General features: G+C 69.9%; 17 protein-coding genes. 11 read left to right on the top strand and 6 right to left on the bottom strand.

What is annotated here, in order from left to right:
- Positions 1 to 141 precede the first annotated feature (141 nt).
- The 5 genes from G6039_RS10200 to G6039_RS10180 all read left to right on the top strand — a co-directional run bounded on the left by G6039_RS10200 (position 142) and on the right by G6039_RS10180 (position 6,592).
- Positions 142 to 1,137 carry an MCE family protein gene (locus tag G6039_RS10200; protein ID WP_006946898.1) on the top strand — a complete coding sequence of 332 codons (996 nt, stop codon included), beginning with the start codon at positions 142 to 144 and terminating at the stop codon, positions 1,135 to 1,137.
- A gap of 364 nt (positions 1,138 to 1,501) precedes the next feature.
- Positions 1,502 to 2,641 (top strand): type III polyketide synthase, encoded by a 1,140-nt coding sequence (locus G6039_RS10195; protein ID WP_232334103.1) that lies wholly within the window; start codon positions 1,502 to 1,504, stop codon positions 2,639 to 2,641.
- Positions 2,642 to 2,651: 10 nt separating this feature from the next.
- Complete coding sequence (locus G6039_RS10190; protein WP_006946895.1) at positions 2,652 to 3,167, top strand: isoprenylcysteine carboxyl methyltransferase family protein; 516 nt, start codon at positions 2,652 to 2,654, stop codon at positions 3,165 to 3,167.
- Positions 3,160 to 4,176, top strand: a complete 1,017-nt coding sequence (locus G6039_RS10185; protein WP_043799856.1) for an NAD(P)/FAD-dependent oxidoreductase — start codon at positions 3,160 to 3,162, stop codon at positions 4,174 to 4,176. Before G6039_RS10190 ends, G6039_RS10185 begins: the two co-directional genes overlap by 8 nt.
- Positions 4,177 to 4,213: 37 nt before the next feature.
- Positions 4,214 to 6,592, top strand: coding sequence for an MMPL family transporter (locus G6039_RS10180; protein WP_043799859.1), 2,379 nt, complete (start codon positions 4,214 to 4,216; stop codon positions 6,590 to 6,592).
- On the opposite strand, the gene G6039_RS10175 is transcribed toward G6039_RS10180, so the two are convergent.
- Both G6039_RS10175 and treS read right to left on the bottom strand, forming a co-directional pair.
- The gene (locus G6039_RS10175; protein WP_029541761.1) at positions 6,558 to 7,955 is read right to left on the bottom strand and encodes a maltokinase N-terminal cap-like domain-containing protein; all 1,398 of its coding nucleotides are present in this window, start codon (positions 7,953 to 7,955) and stop codon (positions 6,558 to 6,560) included. The two genes, G6039_RS10180 and G6039_RS10175, sit on opposite strands and share 35 nt — an antisense overlap.
- The gene (gene treS / locus G6039_RS10170; RefSeq protein WP_006946891.1) at positions 7,952 to 9,790 is read right to left on the bottom strand and encodes a maltose alpha-D-glucosyltransferase; all 1,839 of its coding nucleotides are present in this window, start codon (positions 9,788 to 9,790) and stop codon (positions 7,952 to 7,954) included. The genes G6039_RS10175 and treS overlap by 4 nt, the downstream gene beginning before the upstream one ends.
- A 305-nt stretch (positions 9,791 to 10,095) precedes the next feature.
- Between treS and G6039_RS10165 the strand changes: the two genes are divergently transcribed.
- Both G6039_RS10165 and G6039_RS10160 read left to right on the top strand, forming a co-directional pair.
- Entirely contained in the window at positions 10,096 to 11,178 is a 1,083-nt protein-coding gene (locus G6039_RS10165) for a 3-deoxy-7-phosphoheptulonate synthase (protein ID WP_043799862.1), read from the top strand.
- Positions 11,179 to 11,283: 105 nt separating this feature from the next.
- Positions 11,284 to 12,165 carry a glycosyltransferase family 2 protein gene (locus tag G6039_RS10160; RefSeq protein WP_029541766.1) on the top strand — a complete coding sequence of 294 codons (882 nt, stop codon included), beginning with the start codon at positions 11,284 to 11,286 and terminating at the stop codon, positions 12,163 to 12,165.
- A 75-nt stretch (positions 12,166 to 12,240) separates the two neighbouring features.
- Here the strand turns inward: G6039_RS10160 and thpD are convergent, their stop codons facing one another.
- A complete protein-coding gene (thpD, locus tag G6039_RS10155) occupies positions 12,241 to 13,128 on the bottom strand; it encodes an ectoine hydroxylase (protein ID WP_043799864.1) in 888 nt (295 codons plus the stop codon).
- Positions 13,129 to 13,296: 168 nt separating this feature from the next.
- Here thpD and G6039_RS10150 point away from each other — a divergent pair, with 168 nt between their 5' ends.
- Together G6039_RS10150 and G6039_RS10145 are read left to right on the top strand one after the other, a co-directional pair.
- Entirely contained in the window at positions 13,297 to 14,340 is a 1,044-nt protein-coding gene (locus G6039_RS10150; protein WP_006931096.1) for a zinc-binding dehydrogenase, read from the top strand.
- Positions 14,341 to 14,370: 30 nt separating this feature from the next.
- Positions 14,371 to 14,796 (top strand): VOC family protein, encoded by a 426-nt coding sequence (locus G6039_RS10145; RefSeq protein ID WP_043799865.1) that lies wholly within the window; start codon positions 14,371 to 14,373, stop codon positions 14,794 to 14,796.
- 10 nt (positions 14,797 to 14,806) lie between these two features.
- On the opposite strand, the gene G6039_RS10140 is transcribed toward G6039_RS10145, so the two are convergent.
- Both G6039_RS10140 and G6039_RS10135 read right to left on the bottom strand, forming a co-directional pair.
- Positions 14,807 to 15,805: an AraC family transcriptional regulator gene (locus G6039_RS10140; protein ID WP_029541775.1), complete on the bottom strand. Its 999-nt coding sequence runs from the start codon at positions 15,803 to 15,805 to the stop codon at positions 14,807 to 14,809.
- Positions 15,806 to 15,807: 2 nt separating this feature from the next.
- A complete protein-coding gene (locus G6039_RS10135; RefSeq protein ID WP_080688542.1) occupies positions 15,808 to 17,001 on the bottom strand; it encodes a pyridoxal phosphate-dependent aminotransferase in 1,194 nt (397 codons plus the stop codon).
- A gap of 117 nt (positions 17,002 to 17,118) precedes the next feature.
- Here G6039_RS10135 and G6039_RS10130 point away from each other — a divergent pair, with 117 nt between their 5' ends.
- Positions 17,119 to 17,721 (top strand): carboxymuconolactone decarboxylase family protein, encoded by a 603-nt coding sequence (locus tag G6039_RS10130; RefSeq protein ID WP_006931110.1) that lies wholly within the window; start codon positions 17,119 to 17,121, stop codon positions 17,719 to 17,721.
- Here the strand turns inward: G6039_RS10130 and G6039_RS10125 are convergent.
- Positions 17,703 to 18,116 (bottom strand): VOC family protein, encoded by a 414-nt coding sequence (locus tag G6039_RS10125; protein WP_006931112.1) that lies wholly within the window; start codon positions 18,114 to 18,116, stop codon positions 17,703 to 17,705. The two genes, G6039_RS10130 and G6039_RS10125, sit on opposite strands and share 19 nt — an antisense overlap.
- A 113-nt stretch (positions 18,117 to 18,229) precedes the next feature.
- Between G6039_RS10125 and G6039_RS10120 the strand changes: the two genes are divergently transcribed.
- Positions 18,230 to 20,575: a galactose oxidase-like domain-containing protein gene (locus G6039_RS10120; RefSeq protein ID WP_043799867.1), complete on the top strand. Its 2,346-nt coding sequence runs from the start codon at positions 18,230 to 18,232 to the stop codon at positions 20,573 to 20,575.
- Positions 20,576 to 20,613 lie beyond the last annotated feature (38 nt).

The following is a 20,613-nucleotide window of genomic DNA, read 5'->3' as shown; positions in this document are numbered from 1 at the left end:
CCGCAGTGACAGTGATCACACTGACTGGGCAGCGGTCTGCGATCCCGTGCGGGCCCGGGGTCGCAACGAAGGAGCCGCCCAGGTGGATGTGCAGCAGGGGGAGACGCGGATCGCGGTCGACGAGGAGGAGTTGCAGACGCCATGGCCGAACCTCGCAGCCCGGCCGCGGTGGGGGCCCTCGCCATCCTCGTGATGCTGTTGGCGACGCTGGCGGTCTTCTCCTTCGATTCGCTACCGCTCCTGGGAGCCGGCGCCCTCTACCGTGCCGAGTTCACCGAAGCAGCGGGCCTGAGACCTGGCAACGAAGTCCGGATCGCCGGTGTCAAGGTCGGCAAGGTCATGTCGGTCGAACTCGAAGGCGACCACGTCGAGGTGACGTTCGGAGCCAAGGACGCGTGGATCGGTGACAACACCTCCGCCTCCATACAGATCAAGACGATCCTGGGGCAGAAGTACCTGGCCCTCGACCCCCGTGGCTCCGAGGTCCTGAATCCGCGGGAGGTGATCCCACGCGACCGCACCACGTCTCCCTACGACGTGCTCGAGGCCTTCTCGGCGGCGGCACAGACCATCGGGGAGATCGACTCCACCCAACTCGCCCAGAGCCTGACGGTGTTGTCCCAGGCATTCGACAACACCTCCGACGACATCCGCGCCTCCCTCGACGGCGTCACCCGACTCTCACAGACCATCGCGAGCCGCGACCGAGAATTGCGCAGACTGCTCGACGCGACCGAGCACACCACAGGGGTGCTGGCCGACCGCAATGCCGAATTCACTCAACTGATCACCGACGCCGGACTGCTCATCGGGGAACTGAACAGCCGGCAGCAGGCGATCTCCCAGCTGCTCACCGGAACCCAGCGCCTGTCCCGGCAACTGACCGGACTCGTGCGCGACAACGAAGCCACCATCGGACCGGCACTCGAACAACTCCGCGGCGTCGTGCAGATCCTCGACGCCCGCAACGACGACCTGAACCGGGCGCTGGAGCTGTACTACCCCTTCATCCGCATGTACACGAACATCATCGGCAACGGGCGCTGGTTCGAGGGAGTCATCGTGAATCTCACCCCGCCCGGGTTGCCGGATATTTCGGCGCCGCGCAGTCCCATTCGCACGATGGAAGGCAATTGACCGGCAGACGTCGCATGAGGCCGCAGCGCAGACAGGTCACGCCGCTTCGCCCGCACCGCCACCGGCCCACCTCCGCTCGCCGACACGGGACTGCACATCCGAGCAGTTGCACCGGCATCCCCAACCGAGAGATGATCGTTCGGTCCGGCGCCCACGTCCCATAGCGGCCGCACGCTCCGAAGACGTGGCCCCGGCGGCGGGACGCCGTTCCGGGTTCCGAACCGGACGTCCCCGCGCTCCCGGCTCTCACCCCAGGGTCACACTTCTCACCCCTAGGGTGGCTATCGAGGCTCCCGATCCCGGACAAGTGTCGAGCTGGGTAAGTGGCGCGGCGCCACAAGCCGCGCGATGCGAGGAGTCACTCATGAGCATCGTCAACCTGCAGGCAGACCCCCGGGCCGCTCCGGGGCAGCGCTCCACACCGAAACCCCTCGTCGAGGGGACGACGCTGGCGGGGGTGTGCGGCGTCGTACCACCGCACCGTTACGCTCAGGCCGAGCTCACCAAGATGTTCGCCGACTACTGCCTCGGCGAGGACGGCGACATCAGGTTGCTGCAGCGGCTGCACGCCAATGCCGAGGTCCGGACGCGGCACCTGGTGCGCCCGCTCGAGCGCTATCCGGAGCTGCACGACTTCGACGATTGCAACAACACGTTCATCGAAGGTGCGATCGAGTTGGGTGCGGCCGCCGTGACCGGCGCGCTCGCCCAGTCCGGGATTCGACCCGACGAGGTGGACTTGATCATGTCCACCACGGTCACCGGTGTCGCCGCCCCGTCGATGGAGGCCCGGATCGCGTATCGGGTCGGGCTGCGACCCGACGTCAAACGGGTGCCGATCTTCGGGCTCGGGTGCGTTGCCGGTGCGGCGGGAACAGCGCGTCTGTACGACTATCTGCTCGGGCACCCCGACGACGTGGCCGTCCTGCTGTCCGTGGAACTGTGTTCGCTGACGGTGCAGCGCAACGATCACTCCATCGCCAATCTCGTGGCGACCGGGCTGTTCGGCGACGGTGCGGCAGCGGTGGCGGCCGTCGGCGCCCGGCGCGCCGAACGGACCCGGGCGCGCGGGCCCCGGGTGATCGCGTCGCGCAGCCACCTGTACCCGGACACCGAGCGGACCATGGGGTGGGATGTGGGGTCGAGCGGCCTGAAGATCGTCCTCGATGCCCAGGTGCCCGCCGTGATCGAAAAGTACCTCGGTGCGGACGTCCGCTCGTTCCTGGCCGAACACGGATTGCGGACGGACGACATCACCGCCTGGGTCTGCCATCCGGGAGGGCCGAGGGTGATCCGCGCGGTCGAGTCCGTGCTCGGTCTGTCGTCGCAGGCGTTGGAGATGACCCGCCGGTCGCTGGCCGCGGTGGGGAACCTGTCCTCGTCGTCGGTCCTGCACGTGCTGCGGGACACGCTCGAACAGCGCCCCCCGGAACCGGGCACTCCGGGGCTCATGATGGCTATGGGGCCGGGGTTCTGCTCCGAACTCGTCCTCCTCGAGTGGTAGCGCGGACGCCATGTTCTATCTCCTGCTCGTCGCCGCGGTCGCCACGGAGCGGCTCGCCGAGCTGGTGGTGTCCCGGCGGAACCTGGCGTGGAGCATGGAGCGCGGGGGCCGGGAGAGCGGCCGCGGACACTATCCGGTGATGGCGTCACTGCACGCGGGGCTGCTGGCCGGATGCCTGATCGAGACGTTCGGCGTCGGCCGCCGGTACGTGCCGGCTCTCGGCCGGCCGATGCTGGCACTCGTCCTGGCGTCGCAGTGCCTGAGATGGTGGTGCATCCTCACCCTCGGACACCGCTGGAACACCCGCATCGTGATCGTGCCCGGATTGCCCCTGATCCGCCGTGGGCCGTACCGCCGGCTCCGGCACCCCAACTACGTGGCCGTCGTCGTCGAGGGTGCGGCACTGCCGCTCGTCCACTCCGCGTGGGTGACCGCGGTGACCTTCACTGCGCTCGATGCCGTGGTACTTCGGGTGCGGATCCGCGCCGAGAACGCCGCCCTGCGCGAACTGGTGCGCGATGCATGACCTGATCGTCGTCGGCGCCGGCCCCGCCGGGCTGGCCACGGCCCTGTATTCCGCCCGGGCCGGCCTCGATACGGTCGTGATCGAGTCGAGGCCGTCGCCGATCGACAAGGCCTGCGGGGAGGGTCTGATGCCGGGCGCGGTCGCCTGCCTGCGCGAACTCGGTGTGCCGGTCGACGGACATCCCCTCCGGGGGATCCGGTACACGGACGGGCGCTGCCGGGCCGAGGCCGTCTTCCGCGACGGCCACGGCTTGGGGGTGCGCCGCACCGATCTGCAGGCAGCATTGCAGTCCGAGGTCGTGACACGAGGTGTTCCGGTGCTGCAGCGCCGGGTCTCCGAGATCACGCAGGATGCCCGGTGCGTGACGGCCGCAGGCGCCACGGCGCGGTACCTCGTCGCGGCCGACGGGCTGCACTCCGCCATCCGACGGCAGCTGGGCCTGGACCGCCCACCGTCCGGTCACCACAGGTGGGGGCTACGCCGGCACTTCGAGGTGGCCCCATGGACCGACTTCGTGGAAGTGCATTGGGCCCGCGACCGCGAGGCCTACGTCACCCCGGTCGGTCCCCGCCTCGTCGGCGTCGCGCTGCTCTCCGCTACCCGCGGGTCGTTCGCCCGGCAGCTGGCCGAATTCCCCGCCCTTGCCCAGCGGCTCCCCGACACCGCGGCGACCGCCGTCCGGGGGGCGGGACCGATGCGTCAGGACGCCAGGGCCCGCGTCGCGGGCCGTGTGCTGCTCGTCGGCGACGCGGCCGGATACGTGGACGCGATCACCGGCGAAGGCATCGACGTCGCTCTGAAATGCGCACGCGCCCTTGTGCAGTGCCTCGTCTGCGGGCAACCGGCACGCTACGAACGGGCATGGTCGCGGGCGTCGCGGCGCTCACGCCTGCTGACCTCCTCCCTGCTGTGGGCGCGTCGGCAACCCCGCCTCGGCCCTGTCATCGTGCCGTTGGCTGCGCGGTCACCACGCCTGTTCGCTGCCGCCGTCCATCAGGTCGCACGATGACGATGTCGACGTCCCCGACCCGGCCTCCGCCACGGCCATGACCCGCTGGGCCGCATTTCTTCTCGCACGCCGGTGGCTCGTGCTGATCGTGACCGTCACCGCGCTGGTGCTCGGCGGCGCATGGGGGCTGGGGGTCTTCCCCCATCTGAGGTTCGAGGGCTTCCTCGACGACGGGAGCGAAGCCGCGCACGTCACGCACCAGGTCGAGGAGCACCTCGGCCGCAGGGAGCCGGACATCGTCGCCATCTACACCGCCCCACCCGGGCAGAGCATCGACGACATCGGACCCGAGGTGGCCGGGCACCTCGCCGCTCTCGATCGCACCCGGGTCGAGCGCGTCGACACCTACTGGACGGTGCCCGTGGTCGAGAAACCGTACTTGCGCTCCGCCGATGGCACCCGAGCGCTCGCGACGGTGACCCTGCAGCATTCCGGGTCGGGTGATCGGCCGCCGTACCACGATCTGCTGTCCGTGCTGCAGGTTCCCGGAGTCGACACCCAGCTGACCGGCAAGACCGTGGTCGACGATTCGTTCAACACACAACTGAAGACCGACCTCGTCGTCGCCGAGTCGGTGTCGCTTCCGCTGACCCTGATTCTGCTGGTGATGATCTTCGGCGGACTGACCGCCGCGGCGGTGCCGGTTCTCGTCGCCGCGCTGTCGGTGCTCAGCGCGCTCGGGACGCTTCGGCTGCTGACCATGTTCACCGCGGTCAATGCCTTTGCCCTCAACGTCACCTCCCTTCTGTGTCTCGGTCTGGCCATCGATTACGGACTGTTCATCGTCAGCCGGTTCCGGGAAGAACTCCGCTCCGGCGCCTCGCCGAACGACGCGGTTCGGCAGACCGTTCTCACCGCGGGCCGCACCGTGTGCTTTTCCGCGCTGCTGCTCGTATGTGCCTTCGCCGGAATGCTCGTCTTTCCCCAGGAGGTGATCCGGTCGCTGGGTTTGGGCGCCATCTCGGCCGCCCTCAGCGCGGCCCTGCTGTCCTTGACCGCCGTGCCCGCGGCCCTGGCCGTTCTGGGTGCCCGGATCAACAGTCTGACCTGGCGCCGCGGGGCGGTCGAGCGCGGCGAGGTGCGAGCCCACCGATTCTGGGGAGCCGTCGCCGACCGGGTGATGCGCCATCCGCTGCGCGTCGCAGTCCCGATCACCCTCGTGCTGGTGGTGTTCGCGGCCCCGGTCGTTCTGACGCGGTTCGGCTCGATCAGCTACACCTCGCTGCCGCCCGGCAATCCGGTTCGCGCGGCCACCGAACAGCTGGTCCAGGAATTTCGGTCACCTGGTGGCGACATCACCGTCCTGGTGCACGGAACAGCCGGCTCGCCCCCGCCCCTGCATGCGAGCCTCGGGTTCGTGGCACAGGCCGATGCCGTCGACGGGGTCACCGGGGCGCAGCCGATCGCCACGACCTCGGATTTCACCGTCATCTCCGCGGCGGTGACCGACCGATCGGACGTCGAGCGCGCGAACGCGGCCGTCGCAGCACTGCGCGAGCTGGCGCCGCCGGCAGGAACCCGGATCGAGGTCGGCGGACCGTTCGCCCTCGAGGCCGACAACAATCACGCGATCACCGAGGCGCTGCCCACCATGATCGCCGTCATGGTGGGCGCGACACTGCTGCTGCTGTTCCTGGCCTTCGGCACGGTGGTGCTGCCGGTCAAGGCGGTCGCCATGGCGGGACTGAGCCTCGGGGCGACCTTCGGGCTGCTGACCTGGATCTTCCAGGAAGGACACGGCGCCGGTCTCATCGGCGTGGCTCCGGAGCCCGTCCAGCCCACCCTGGTCGTGTTGATCCTCGCCGTCGTGTTCGGCCTGTCGACCGATTACGAGATCTTCCTGATGTCGCGGATGGTCGAAGCGCATGCTGCGGGGGCGTCGACCGAGACGGCGGTGCACACCGGTACCGCCCTCACCGGTCGTGTCGTCACCTGCGCCGCGCTGATACTCGGTACGGTCACCGCGGCCTTCGCGCTCTCCCCGATGACGATCATGCGGTTCATCGGACTGGGAATGATCTTCGCCCTCGTCATCGACGCCACGCTGGTCCGCATGCTGCTGGTTCCCTCACTGATCAAGCTGATGGGCGACGCGAACTGGTGGGCGCCGGCACCCCTGGCACGCCTGCACCGACGCATCGTGCACGGATGGTCCGAGGGCCCGGGCCCGCGCCACCGGGCCACCGCGAGAGGCCGGTCGACACCCGCCGCGGGCCGGCACCGGTCCTCCGTGGACCTGCGCCGACCACGCCGGAAAGGGTCCTCCCCGGACCGGGGGGCGGCCGCGATCGACCCGGTCCACCGGCCGCATCGGGGCGGACTCGACGACCCGGCACCCTCGGGTGAGGATCCCCTGGCGGATACCACCGACGGCCACAGCCCTACGTCGCCTGCACCAGCCGACGGATCGCGTTGAGCGGCAGCCGGATCCACTGTGGCCGGTGGCGGGCCTCGTAGACCACCTCGTAAACGGCCTTGTCCAGTTCGTACGCGCGCAGCAGCGCGGCCGACTCGCGCGGATCCGCGCCGGACGCGCCCGCATAGCCGTCGCAGAACGCGGCGGAGTTGCGCTGCGCCCATTCCTGCGCCCGGAACTCGCGTTGCGCGGCGGCAGCCTCCGACGTCGCATCGTGCAGGGAGTGGTGGGCCGCGTAGTCGAACGAGCGGAGCATCCCCGCCACGTCGCGCAGGGCGCTGTCCGGTTCCCGCCGTTCGTCGAGGGACTTGGCGGGCTCGCCCTCGAAATCGATGAGCAGCCAGTGTTCCGGGGTGCGCAGCACCTGCCCGAGGTGCAGGTCCCCGTGGACCCGCTGCACCGTGGTCGTGCCGGTGGCCGCCGCCTCCGCCAACCGCTCCCGCACCGCCGGGGCGAATTCCGCCAGTTCCGGTACGACGGCACCGGCCGCGTCCAGGCGGCGCAGCATGCCGTCGACGATCTCGCCGACGGGTCGCTGCGACGTCCCGAGGGACTGCGCCAGCAGCGCGTGCACCTCGGCCACGGCCGCGCCCATCCGCTGCGATTCGCCGGCGAAGTCCGTGCCCACCTCGTCCGCCCGCAGGTCGGCCTCGAGCAGCAGGTCCCGCACGCTGCCCAGAGCCATCGACCAGCCGTCGGCGGAGTTGGCCGCGAAGTCCTGCACCATCGCCAGCGTCGTGCGCACGCCGCCGATCTCGGCGTCGATCCACGCGCGCACGGGGGCGACCGACCGGCAGCCCGCCTCGCCGAGCGCGAGGTGCAGTTCCACGTCGGGGTTGACGCCCGGAGTGATCCGGCGGAAGAGCTTGAGCAGCAACTGCTCGCCCAGCACGACGGAGGTGTTGGACTGCTCGGCGCTGAGCGCCCGCCCGCGCAGTCCCTCCTCGATGACCGTGCCGGGCACGGTGTGCAGCTCGACCGGGCCGTACACCTGCCCGGTAGCGATCGAGTGCGCGTACAGGTCGATGATCTCCTGGTCGCGCAGGCCGTCGTAGGCGTGGGGGCGGTCGTCGCCGCTCCCGTCGGGCCGCGGCAGCGCCCAGGGTGCCAGCTCGTCGGGCAGGTGCGGGCGATACCCGAGCGGCACCTGGTAGATCTGCTCGGCGCCGGATTCGAACTCGACGGTCACCAGCAGGTGGTCCGCTCCGAACGCGGGGGTGTCGGTGAGCGGTTCCCGCAGCATGATCCGGACGGCGGCGACGGTTCTGCCCTTGGCGGCGAACCAACGCTGGTGGGGAAGCCACTCGGCCAGCAGGGCCTCGAGCTCCGCATCGGAGTAGTGCTGCACGTTCGGATCCCTCATGGCTGCACCGCCGCCTCGGCTTCGCTGCTCACCGGATGTTCGCCGACGCCTTCCCTCGTCGGATCGGGCTGCAGCGCGAACCAATAGAAACCGTGACCGGGCAGGGTGATCATGTACCCCTCCTCCGTGATCGGTGGGAACGGGACGGAACCGGTGAGCTCCACCGGAATCCACCCTGCGAACCGGGACAGGTCCAGGATGACGGCCTGGGGATACCGGGACAGGTTGTTCACACACAGGATGACGTCGCTGTAGTTGCGGTCCGGGCCGAGCGGCATCTCCCGCAGGTACGACAGGACGGCCGGGTTGGCGCTGCCCAATTCGGTGAAGGCGGCCTTGCCGAACGCCGGATGCTGCTTGCGGACCTGGATCATCCGGCGCGTCCAGTGCAGCAGCGTGTTCGTCGAGTTCATCTGCCGCTCGACGTTCACGGACTGGTAGCCGTAGGTCGGATCCATGATCGTCGGCAGGTACAGCCGCGCGGGGTCCGCCCGCGAGAAGCCCGCGTTGCGGTCGGGTGTCCACTGCATCGGCGTGCGCACGGCGTCGCGGTCGCCGAGCCAGATGTTGTCGCCCATCCCGATCTCGTCGCCGTAGTAGAGCACCGGCGAGCCGGGCAGGCTCAACAGCAGAGCCGTGAACAGCTCGAGCTGGTTGCGGTCGTTCTCGAGCAGCGGGGCCAGCCGGCGCCGGATGCCGATGTTCGCCCGCATCCGCGGGTCGGTGACGTACTCGGCATACATGTAGTCACGTTCTTCGTCCGTGACCATCTCGAGGGTCAGCTCGTCGTGGTTGCGCAGGAAGATGCCCCACTGCGCACTGCTCGGAATCGGCGGGGTCTGGGCGAGGATCTCGGAGATGGGGAACCGGTTCTGGCGCCGCACCGCCATGAAGATGCGCGGCATGAGCGGGAAGTGGAACGCCATGTGGCATTCGTCGCCGACCTCCGGCTCGCCGAAGTACTCCACCACGTCGCTGGGCCACTGGTTCGCCTCCGCCAGCAGCACCCGGCCCGGATACTCCGCGTCGATCACCGCGCGGCACTTCTTCAGGAACGCGTGTGTCTCGGGCAGGTTCTCGCAGTTGGTGCCCTCGCGCTCGAACAGGTAGGGCACCGCGTCCAGCCGGAACCCGTCGATCCCCAGGTCGAGCCAGAAGCGCAGGACGTCGATCATCGCGTCCTGCACCTCGGGATTGTCGTAGTTCAGGTCCGGCTGGTGCGAGAAGAACCGGTGCCAGTAGTACTGCTTGCGCACCGGATCCCACGTCCAGTTGGAGGATTCGGTGTCGACGAAGATGATGCGCGCATCCGGGTAGCGCTCGTCGGTGTCGGACCACACGTAGAAGTCGCCGTACGGGCCGTCCGGGTCCGTACGCGACTCCTGGAACCACGCGTGCGTGTCGGACGTGTGGTTCATGACCAGGTCGGTGATCACGCGGATACCGCGCTTGTGCGCCTCGTCGAGGAACGTGACGAAGTCGTCGACGGTGCCGAACTCCGGGAGCACCGCCCGGAAGTCCCGGATGTCGTACCCGCCGTCGCGCAGCGGGGAGTCGTAGAACGGTGGCAGCCAGATACAGTCGGCGCCCAGCCAGGCGATGTAGTCGAGCTTCTCGGTCAGCCCGCGCAGATCACCCGTCCCGTCGTGGTTCGAGTCGTTGAAGGCGCGCACCAGGACCTCGTAGAACACCGCGGTCTTGAACCAGTCGGGATCCACCGCGAGGTTTCTGGCATGGGAGAAGTCCTCGGACTGGGCCTCGACGAGATGGCCGTCGGCTGTGTGTTCCGGTTCGTTCGACCGGTCCCTGGACTCGTGTGAACCTTCGAGCGGCATAACACCTCGGCGATCGTCTCGGCGGTACGGGCAGTGTTCTCGGTTCGTTCCGATCGTAGGGGGGTCGGCGCCGTCGCGCTGGCAATGCGGACTCGCCCCGGGCCCCCGATGTGCACCCCCGCGGGGGCTCGGGTAGGGTGTCCGTCATGCAGCGTGCATATTTCTGGTTTAGCAGGCCGGCCCGGGGTGGGTCGGTCGGCGTAACCGCGCGCTGACTTCTTCCACCTACGAGCCGGACACGGACCGGCTCGCTGGGATCTTTCAGGTTCAGCCAGGGTCGGCCCGGGAACAGGAACCGAACCCCGATGACCACCAGCACCTCCATCTCCACCGCGAATCTCGACGAACAGCGGACCGTGCGGATCAGCCCGCTCGTCGCCCCGGCCGTCGTCCGCGGCGAGCACGCCCCCGACGAGGTGGCCGCCGCCACCGTGCGCTCGGGCCGCGCCGACACCGTGGCGATCCTCGACGGCACCGACGACCGGCTGCTCGTCGTGGTCGGGCCGTGCTCGGTGCACGACCCCGCCGCCGCGATGGACTACGCGCGCCGCCTCGCCGCCAAGGCCGACGATCTGCGCGACGACCTGCACGTGGTGATGCGGGTGTACTTCGAGAAGCCGCGCACCACCCTCGGGTGGAAGGGCCTGCTCAACGACCCGCACCTCGACGGCACCTACGACATCAACACTGGTCTGCGCATCGGCCGCAAGCTGCTGCTCGACGTGTCCGGCCTCGGACTGCCGGTCGGGTGCGAGTTCCTCGACCCGATCCTGCCGCAGTACTACGCGGATCTGGTCACCTACGGCGCGATCGGTGCCCGCACCGCGGCCAGCCAGGTACACCGGCAACTGTGCAGCGCCCTGTCCATGCCGGTCGGCATCAAGAACTCCACCGAGGGTGACGTGCAGGTGGCCGTCGACGGCACCCGCGCCGCCGCCGCGAGCCACGTGTTCCCCGGCACCGATCTCGACGGGCAGGCCGCGCTCATCGAGACCGTCGGCAACCCCGACTGCCACGTCATCCTGCGCGGCGGCTCCGCCGGCCCCAACTACGACGCCGGGACGGTCGCCGACACCATGGCCCGCCTGCGCAAGGCCGGTCTGCCCGAGCGCGTCGTGATCGACGCGAGCCACGGCAACAGCAGCAAGAACCACGAGAAGCAGGTCGACGTCGTCACCGACATCGCCGAGCGGCTCGTCGCGGGCGAGAAGGGCATCGTCGGTGTGATGCTGGAGAGCTTCCTCGAGGCGGGCCGTCAGGACCTGACCCTGGGCCGGTCCGACGAGCTCGAGTACGGCAAGTCGATCACCGACGCGTGCCTCGACTGGGCCACCACGGCCGACCAGCTCGACCGGCTGGCCGACGCGGTGCGCCGCCGGCGCGCCTGAGGCCCGCGGCGCCCCTGACGCCGGTGCCGGGAACCGTCTCGGGGGATGTCCCGGAACGGTTCCCGCCCTCGGCGGCGCGCGGCCGGTCGCGGTAGCGTCGGAGGCATGCATCAGCACACGCTGTCGGTGGTCGTGCCGGCGTACAACGAGGAACGCTACATCGGTCCGTGCCTGGCGGCGCTGTTGGAGCAGGAAGCGGACATCCGCGAAATCGTGGTAGTGGACAACAATTCGACGGACAGGACGGGCGAGATCGTCGACGCGATCGCCGAGCGGTCTCCGATCGTCCGCCGGATCGTCGAGCCCCGCCCCGGCGTCGCATTCGCCCGCAATGCCGGATTCGACTCGGCGACAGGAGATCTCCTCGGCCGGATCGACGCCGACACGCGGGTGCGGCCCGGATGGGCCCGCGCGATCCTCGACTTCTTCGCGCGTGCAGACACCGAGAGCGTCGGTGCCGTCAGCGGACTCAGCAACTCCTACGACTCGCCGTACCGGGAGCTCAAGCGCCGGTATATCGAGCAGCGCGTGCGCAAGGGCTTCTTCGGCGGTGAGCGCCGCATCGACAACCTGCACGGTGCCAACATGGCCGTGCGCCGGTCGGCCTGGCAGCGCGTCCGTGACGCGGTCAGCACGGATGCCGGGATCCACGAAGACCTCGACCTGGCCCTGTGTCTGCGCGAGGCCGACATCGAGATCGCCCAGCTCTCCGAGCTGTTCGTCGACATCTCCCCACGGCGTGCGCTGACGCCGCCGCGGGAGTACACCAAGTACATCCGCTCCGGAACCGCCACGTTCGAACTGCACGGCCGGATGAATCCGGTGCTTCGCCGAATCCTGCGGGCGCACTGGGCGTTCCACGTGCTCGTGTATCTGGCCTACCGGCCCTACGATCCGGAGCTGGGCCGGTTCACGCTCACCCGGCTGCTGCGCACACCGCGTGCCCGCACGCTGCCGATCGACGTGGCGGACACCGCCCGCGTGTGAGCGCCGCGATGCGGGGTGCGCCCGGCCCGCGCCGGTCGCACCCCGCGTCCGTTCCTGTCAGCGCATCTGTTCGGGTCAGTGCAGGGGAGTGAAGTCCCGGCTGCCGAGGTAGTCCGGCCGCCGGCGCGGCGCCGAGAACGGCTCGACGAGCGCGTTCTCGACACTGTTGAACACCACGAACAGATTCGAGCGGGGGAACGGGGTGATGTTGCCGTTCGAGCCGTGCATGCAGTTCGCGTCGAACACCGTGGCCGAACCGGCCGAGCCGGTGAACGTGGCGATGCCGTGCTCGGCGGCCATCGAGGTCAGCGTGTCCTCGTCGGGCGAACCGGTGGGGGGCACGTGCGTAACGAGGGACTGCCGGTAGTAGTCGTCGGGGGTGGTACCGGCGCACGAGACGAAGGTCCGGTGCGAACCGGGCATGATCATCAAACCGCCGTTGTAACCGTAGTTCTCGGTCAGCGCGACGGAGATGCTCAGCGCCCGCGGACGCGGCATCCCGTCCTCGGCGTGCCAGGTCTCGAAATCGGAGTGCCAGTAGAACGGTCCGCCGCGGAATCCCGGCTTGACGTTCAGCCTCGATTGGTGGATGTAGACCGCCGAGCCGAGGAGTTGGCGGGCGATTCCGGCGATCTCCGGTCGCCGGACGATCTCGGCGACCGTGCCGGAGAGGCGGTGCACGTCGAACACGGAGCGCACGTCCCCGCTTCCCGCCTCCCGCACGACCCGCTCGTCGTCGGCCAGATCCCGGCCCAGACGTGCCGTCTCGTCGAGCAGATTTCCGACGTCGTGCGCCGGCAGGAGCGCGTCGACGGTGTGGAACCCGCGCCGGTCGTACTCGGCGACGGCCGGGGCGTCCAGCGGCCCCGTTGCCGATCCCCACACCACCGGATCCGGCCGGGACACGCTCACGCAGTTCGTGCGGTTCCGGGTCGGGTAGTCGTCGATGACGGCCGTCTGCATTGTTGCGAATCACCCTCTCGAAGTCGATGACGGTTCCTTCCGACGCTCTCACCCACCGTGGGCGGATGCAACCCGTCGCGGAGATCCGCGGCACAAACATGCGCAACGCCGCATGCGCCGGGAGTAGGGTCGCCCCTGGCTGCCGCCGCACAACAGGATGAGGGGATCATGACCGAGACGATGCGCGCCGCGCGTTTTCATGCGGACACCAGAACCAATGTGCTGGAAGATGTTCCGATTCCGTCGCCGGGCCCCGGCGAGGTGCTCGTCAAGGTCGCCTTCTGCGGCATCTGCCACTCGGACCTGAGCCTGCTCGACGGCACCTTCCCGGCCCTGCTGCCGGTGGTCACCCAGGGCCACGAAGCCGCCGGGATCATCGCGGCCGTCGGGGACGGCGTGACCGGGTGGGAGGTCGGGGACCGCGTCGTGCCCTCGGCCGGACGACCGTGCATGCAGTGCCGCAAGTGCCGGCGCGGCGACCTGACCAACTGCCTGAACATCCAGTTGATGGCCTTCGCGTACGACGGCGCCTGGGCCGAGTACACCGTCGCACAGGCGGGCGGTCTCACCCTCGTGCCCGACAACGTCCCGCTCGAGCAGGCGGCGATCCTCGCCGACGCGGTGTCCACGCCGTTCGGCGCCGTCGTGCGCACCGGGCAGGTGCAGGTGGGCGAGGCCGTCGGCGTGTGGGGGGTCGGCGGAGTGGGCACCCACATCGTGCAGCTCGCCCGGCTGATCGGTGCCGTGCCGGTCCTCGCGTTCGACATCAACCCCGCGGTGCGGGAGCGGGCCCTCGAACTCGGCGCCGACTACGCGTTCGACTCCCGCGACCCGGACCTGGTGCAGAGGGTCGCCGAGGCGACCGGCGGGAAGATGCTCGACGTGGCCTTCGACTCGGCGGGCGTGAAGGCCACCTTCGACCAGGCCCTGCAGTGCGTGATGACGGGTGGCCGCGTCGTGGTCGTCGGGCTGAGCGGGCAGGAGGCCTCCCTGGGCCCCACCGCCACGTTCGGACTGTCGCGCAAGCACGTGATGGGCCACCTCGGCTACAAGAATGTCGACATCGAAACGCTCGCCGCGCTCGTCTCCCGCGGCCGCCTGGACATCTCCCGCTCGATCAGCGAGATCGTGCCGCTAGAGAACATCGCCGAGGGCATCGAGAAGCTGCACAACCACATCGGGGATCCGATCCGGATCCTCGTTCAGCCCTGACCTGTCGGAGTCTCGTCGTACCGTCGCCGCATGGGTTACGAATTCCAGGTGACGGTCGATTCCGACAGCCCGCACACGCTGGCGAAATGGTGGGCGGCCGCGCTGGGCTGGCGGGTGGAGCCGAGCAACGAGGACTTCATCCGCGGCCTGGTCGCGGCCGGCCACGCCCGCGAGGAGGACACCGAGATCTTCGAGGGCGTCCTGGTCTGGAAGGCGGGCGCCGCGATCTCCGATCCCGAGGTGCCCGCGCGTCCGCGCGTGCTCTTCCAGCGGGTGCCCGAGGGCAAGACGGTGAAGAACCGGCTGCACTTCGACATCCGGGCCGGGGAGGAACGTGAGGCGCTCGCCGGGAGGCTCGTCGAGGCGGGCGCGACCGTCCTGCACCGGGGCCGGCAGGGGCCGAGCGAGTGGATCACCATGACCGACCCGGAGGGCAACGAGTTCTGCGTCGGGTGAACCGGCGGACCTACCGATACGCGCGCGGGGTCTTGCCTGTCCATCGCTTGAAGGCACGCCGGAACGCGCTCGGCTCGGAGAAGCCGAGGCGGGCCGACAGCGCGTCCACCGGTTCGCCGCGGCGCAGCCCGGCGATCGCCATGTCGCGCAGCACCTCCTCGCGCAACTGCCCGAGCGAGGTGCCCTCCTGCCGGAGCAGGCGCCGCAGATGCGGTGCGCTCACCGACAGCATCTCCGCGACTTCCTCGGCGGTCGCCGTGCGTCCCTCGATGCCCGACTCGAAGATCCGCCGCACCTGCGACGCGGCGGTGGAGTCGTAGTCGCGTTCCGACATCATCAGATTCGGCGATTCGCGCAGATAGTCCTCGAGCGTCTCCTCGGTCTGGACGATGGGCGACCGCAGTGCCGCGTTGTCGATTTCGAGCGCTGCCCCGTCGGCGTCGAAGGTGACCGGCACCCCGAAGATCGCGTCGTAGTTCTTCGCGAGCACCGGATCGGGCTCGCCGTAGGGAACCGTGACCGACGCCAGCCGTACTCGTCCGCCGACGAGCCAGGCCGCGAAGCGGTGCAGCAGGATGAGCAGGAAATCGATGATGACGCGGGTCTTGTCGTCGCACGGCTCCGGCAGCACCACCTCGAGCCGGGTCGTCTGCGGGCCCGGCGTCAGCCGCAGTCTCGGCAGCGTCGGCAGCACGCGGTTGACCTCGATCATCCGTTCGAGGGCCTGGGCGAGGTCCCGGCAGTGGATCAGCGTCAGGCACATCACGCGGAAGGTGCCGCGGGGCACCGGCCCCGGGCCGAGGCCGAACAACTCGTCACCGGTGAGCTCCCAGGTCTTCTGCGTGAACCGGGTGACCTGTTCGGGGGTGAGGCGCGCGTGCGGGTGCGCGAGCACCGCGCGACTGATCCGGGCCGCGTCCAGGGCCGGGGCCAGATCCACGCCGTTCGCCGCGGCGAGAACCACCGAGCGGCGCACGAAGTCGGAGGGAATGGTGGCGGGGGCGGTCATGTTCAGCCGTGCTCCCGCAGGCTGCGCAGCCGCCGGACGCCCTCGAGGAGGACGTCGTCGCGCTTGCAGAACGCGAAGCGCACCAGATGGTTCCACTGCTGGGGGTCGTCGACGAAGGCGCTGACCGGGACCGCGGCCACCCCGATGCGTTCGGGCAGGGTCCGGCAGAAGGCGACACCGTCCGTCGCGCCGAACGGGGTGATGTCCGCGCACACGAAATACGTTCCGGCCGAGTCCAATACACCGAATCCGGCGTCGGCGAGGGCGCCGGAGAGCAGGTCGCGCCTGCGCTGCAGATCGTCGCGCTGGGCGGCGATCCACGGCTGCTCGTGGGTCAGCGCGTACGCGACGGCGGGCTGGAACGGCGCCCCGGCGACGAACGACATGAACTGTTTCGCCGCGCGCACCCCGTCGATCAGTTCGCGGGGGCCGAGCGCCCATCCGATCTTCCAGCCGGTGACGTTGAACGTCTTCGCGGCGCTGGACACGGTGACGGTGCGTTCGGCCATGCCGGGCAGCGACGCGAGCGGCCGGTGCCGGCGGCCGTCGAACACCAGGTGCTCGTACACCTCGTCGGACAGCACCAGCAGGTCCCGCTCGCAGGCCAGTGCCGCGACCGCGGCGAGCGCCGCGTCGTCGTAGACCGTGCCCGTCGGGTTGTGCGGGGTGTTGACCACGAGCATGCGGGTGCGCTCGGTGACCGCGGCGCGCAGCGCGTCCACGTCCAGGACGAACCCGGACCCCGCGCGGGCGAGCGGCACCGTGCGGCGGCTCGCCCCCGCCAGCGCCACGGACGCGGCGTAGGAGTCGTAGTAGGGCTCGGTGAGCAGCACCTCGTCGCCGGGTTCGACGAGACCGAGGATGGCGGCGCTGATCGCCTCGGTGGCGCCGACGGTGACGAGGACCTCGGTGTCCGGGTCGTGCTCGAGCCCGTACCGGGCGGCGCGGTCCGCCGCGATCGCCCGGCGCAACTCGGGCGTGCCCGGCCCGGGCGGGTACTGGTTGACGCCGTCGGCGATGGCCTGGCGCGCGACGTCCAGCATCGCGCGGGGGCCGTCCGTGTCGGGAAAACCCTGGCCGAGGTTCACGGCGTCGTGCGTAACGGCCAGGGCGGTCATCTCGGCGAAGATCGTGGACGCGAACGGGCGCAGCCTGCGGACGGTGCGGACCCGATGTGAGGACGCGATTTCTGCCATTTCTGCAGCTTAGCCGCGCCCTTCCCGGCCTCCGGCAGCGGTCGTGTCACATCCGGCGGGGCTGTCTCGTCCAAAGGATGAACGGTCCCGCTCGGGACCCGAGGAACGGAGAAGGTAATGGCGCGCATTCCCGCGGTGACACCGGCCGAGGCCGGCGTCACGACGAAGATCGCCTACCGGGTGGCCCGGCGCCGCTTCGGGGAGGTGCCCGAGCCGTTCGCCGTCTACGCCCACCATCCGGCGTTGATGCGGGCGAGCGCCGTGCACGAGATGCTCGTCGAGCGCGCCTCGACGGTGCTGCCGGCGCACGTCCGCGAGCTCGCGGTGTACCGGGTGGCCTGGAGCGTCGGGTGCTCCTGGTGCGTCGACTTCGGCGCGATGCTGCAGCGGCTCGACGGGCTCGACGTGGACCGCCTCGAGCACATCGCCGACTACGCGACCTCCGACGCCTACAGCGACGACGAGCGTGCGGCGATCGCGTACGCCGACGCGATGACGGGAGCCGGCGGTGCGGCCGTCGCGGTGACGGACGAGCAGGTCGCCGACCTCGAGCGTCGCTTCGGGCGGGCCGGGGTGGTGGAACTGACGTACCAGATCGCGCTCGAGAACATGCGGGCCCGGATGAACTCGGCCCTGGGCATCCACGAGCAGGGATTCAGCACCGACGCGTGCCGGGTGCCGTGGCTGCAGGACGACGCGGCTCAGGGCAGCACGAGCTGACCGATGGGACCCGGATTCCAGGCGATCTCCCACCGGAATCCGTCGGGGTCCGCGAAATACCCTGTGTAGCCGCCCCACTCACGTTCGACCGCGTCGGAGACCGGATCGGCTCCGGCGCGGCGGGCGGTGTCCAGCACCCGGTCGACGTCCGCTCGGTCGGCGACGTTGTGGGCGAGCGTCACGGGCGGGACGCCGCCCCGCTGCACGGGGCCGACCTCGGCCGCGAACTGCCGTTCGTCCCACAGGGACAGGACGAGGTGCGGGCCGACCTGGATCATCACCACCTCGCCGGGGACGTCGACGACCGGGGTCCAGCCGAGTCCGTCGACGTAGAAGCGCCGGGTGCGCTCGAGGTCGGCGACGGCGAGAGTGACGAAGCTCAGTCGTTGCTCCATGGCCGAAGCCTAGGCGTGTCCGTCCCGGACACGCGAGTGCGGATGGGCGACACTGTTCGTGGTGTCTCGTTCGCGGACCCGACCGCGGCCGGACCCGGATACTGGGAGGCGCCATGGCCGGTGGTTTCGTGCCTGTTCCGGACTGGTTCAGCTGGGAGAATCACGACTGCGGCGTCGCCGTCGCCGACCTCGACGGTGACGGCGCACCGGACGTCGTCGCTCTCATGATCGACAACCCGCGAGAGCAGAACACCGGCTGGTACCGGGTCGGACACGGGCTGGCCGCCGACGGAACGGTGCGCAACTGGGAGTCCTGGATCCCCGTTCCCGATTGGTGGGGCTGGGAGAACCAGGGCGCCGGTATCGCCGTCGCGGACCTCGGCGGTACCGGCACGCTCGACCTCGTCGTCTTCGTCGTCGACAACCCGCCCGGTCAGAACTCCGGATACTTCCGCATCGGCCGCGACCTGGCCGCCGACGGAACGGTCACGGGAGGGTGGACGCCGTGGATCGCGGTCCCGGACTGGTACGGGTGGGAGAACCAGGGCGCCGACATCGCGATCGCCGACCTCGACGGCCTGCCCACCCTCGTGGTCTTCGTCGTCGACAACCCGCCCGGCCAGAACAGCGGACAGTTCCGGCTGGGCCGGGGGTTGACTCCCGAGGGAACGCTGACCGCCGGCTGGACGCCCTGGGTGCCCGTACCGGACTGGTACGGCTGGGAGAACCAGGGTGCGGGCATCGCCGTCACCGACCTCGACGGCGACGGCCGGCCCGAACTGATCGTGCTCGCCGTCGACAATCCGCCGGGGGAGAACGGTGGTCACTACACGATCGGCTGGGGTCTGGACGGATCCGGTCACGCCCTCGACGGCTGGAGCGTGTGGTCCACCATCCCGGCGTGGGGCTTCTGGGAGAACCAGGGTGCGGCAGCCGCAGTGCTGGATCGCGGCGACGGTTCCCGGCCCGAACTGGTCGTGCTCGCGACGGACAACCCACCGCAGCGCAACACCGGATACCTCCGCGTGGTCGAACTCGTCACGGACGTCGACGAGGCGCCCGACATGGGTCTCTGGCGGCTGCTCGACTTCGGCACCGAGATCAATCCCGTGCACGCGGCGCTGCTGCACACCGGGGACGTGCTCTTCTTCGCAGGCTCCGGGAACGATCCCGACCACCATGCAGCCCATCGATTCCGCACCAGAGTCTGGCACTATCCCGCTCCCGAACTCGACGCTCCGGCCACACCGATCGACCTGTTCTGCGTCGGGCAGGCGTTTCTTCCCGACGGGCGCCTTCTCGCGGCCGGGGGCACCGAACGGTACGACCCGTTCTACGGTCTGAAGGACGCGCTCGTCTTCGATCCGGTCACGGGGGAGTGGTCGGCCACCGCCGACATGACGTACGGGCGGTGGTACCCGACGCTGCTCACCCTCGGCGACGGGAACGTGGTCGCGGTGTCCGGACTCGGCGCCGACAACCATCTTTCGGTCGTCCCCGAGCGCTACACCGCGGCGACCGCGACGTGGTCGGAACTGCCGTCGCCGGGCCCGATCCCGATGTATGCGCACCTGTTCCTGCTCGCGGACGGCCGGATCTTCTATTCCGGAGGTCAATACGGCGGGAACAACGGCATGCGGCCGTCCGTGTGGGATCCCGATACGGGTCACGTCACCGCCGTGGCCGGCCTGGCCGTGCCCGGTTCCCGCAATCAGGCGGCGAGCGTGCTGCTGCCGCCGGCCCAGCAGCAGAGGGTCATGATCCTCGGCGGCGGAGGATTCGACCTGCACAGTCCCGCACCTGCACTCGCCGACACGCGGATCGTCGACCTCACCGACCCGGAGCCCGCCTATCGGCCCGGTCCCCCGATGGCCCATGCCCGCATGCATCTGAGCGCGGTGCTGCTCCCGGACCGCACGGTGCTCGCCATGGGCGGTTCGGCGGTGGAGGAGACGGCGCACGGCGCACCGCCCCATGCGGAGATCTACCGGCCCGCCACCGGCGTGTGGACGCACACCGCGCCCTCTCGGGTGCCCCGGCTCTACCACTCGGTCGCCTTGCTGACCCCCGACGGGAAAGTGGTCACCGCCGGCTCGAATCCGGCCCGCAAGACGGAGGACCTGCGCATCGAGATCTACTGGCCCCCGTATCTGTTCCACGGCGACCGGCCGACCCTCGAGCTGGCCGCCGCCGAGGGCGGATACGGGGGAACCGTTGCCGCGACCGTGCACCCGCGCGGCGCCGTACAGACCGTCGGCCTCGTCCGTCCGGGCGCCTGCACCCACTCGTGCGACAGCGAGCAACGCCTGATCGACGTCGCGTTCACCGCCGGGGCGGGTGGATCGGTCACGCTGCATCTGCCCACCGACCCCGACCTCGCGCCGCCGGGGTGGTACCTCGTGTTCGCGGTCGACGAGCACGAGGTGCCGTCGATCGGCCGATGGCTGCACCTGGGGTGAAACCGATCGCACCGTCCGGTCGGCGGATTCGGTCCGGT

Origin of the sequence: Rhodococcus aetherivorans, from assembly GCF_011058165.1 — a bacterium.
Lineage (GTDB): Bacteria > Actinomycetota > Actinomycetes > Mycobacteriales > Mycobacteriaceae > Rhodococcus > Rhodococcus aetherivorans.
The sequence above is the reverse complement of the archived record's forward strand: the minus strand, read 5'-3'. Positions and strand labels throughout refer to the sequence as shown.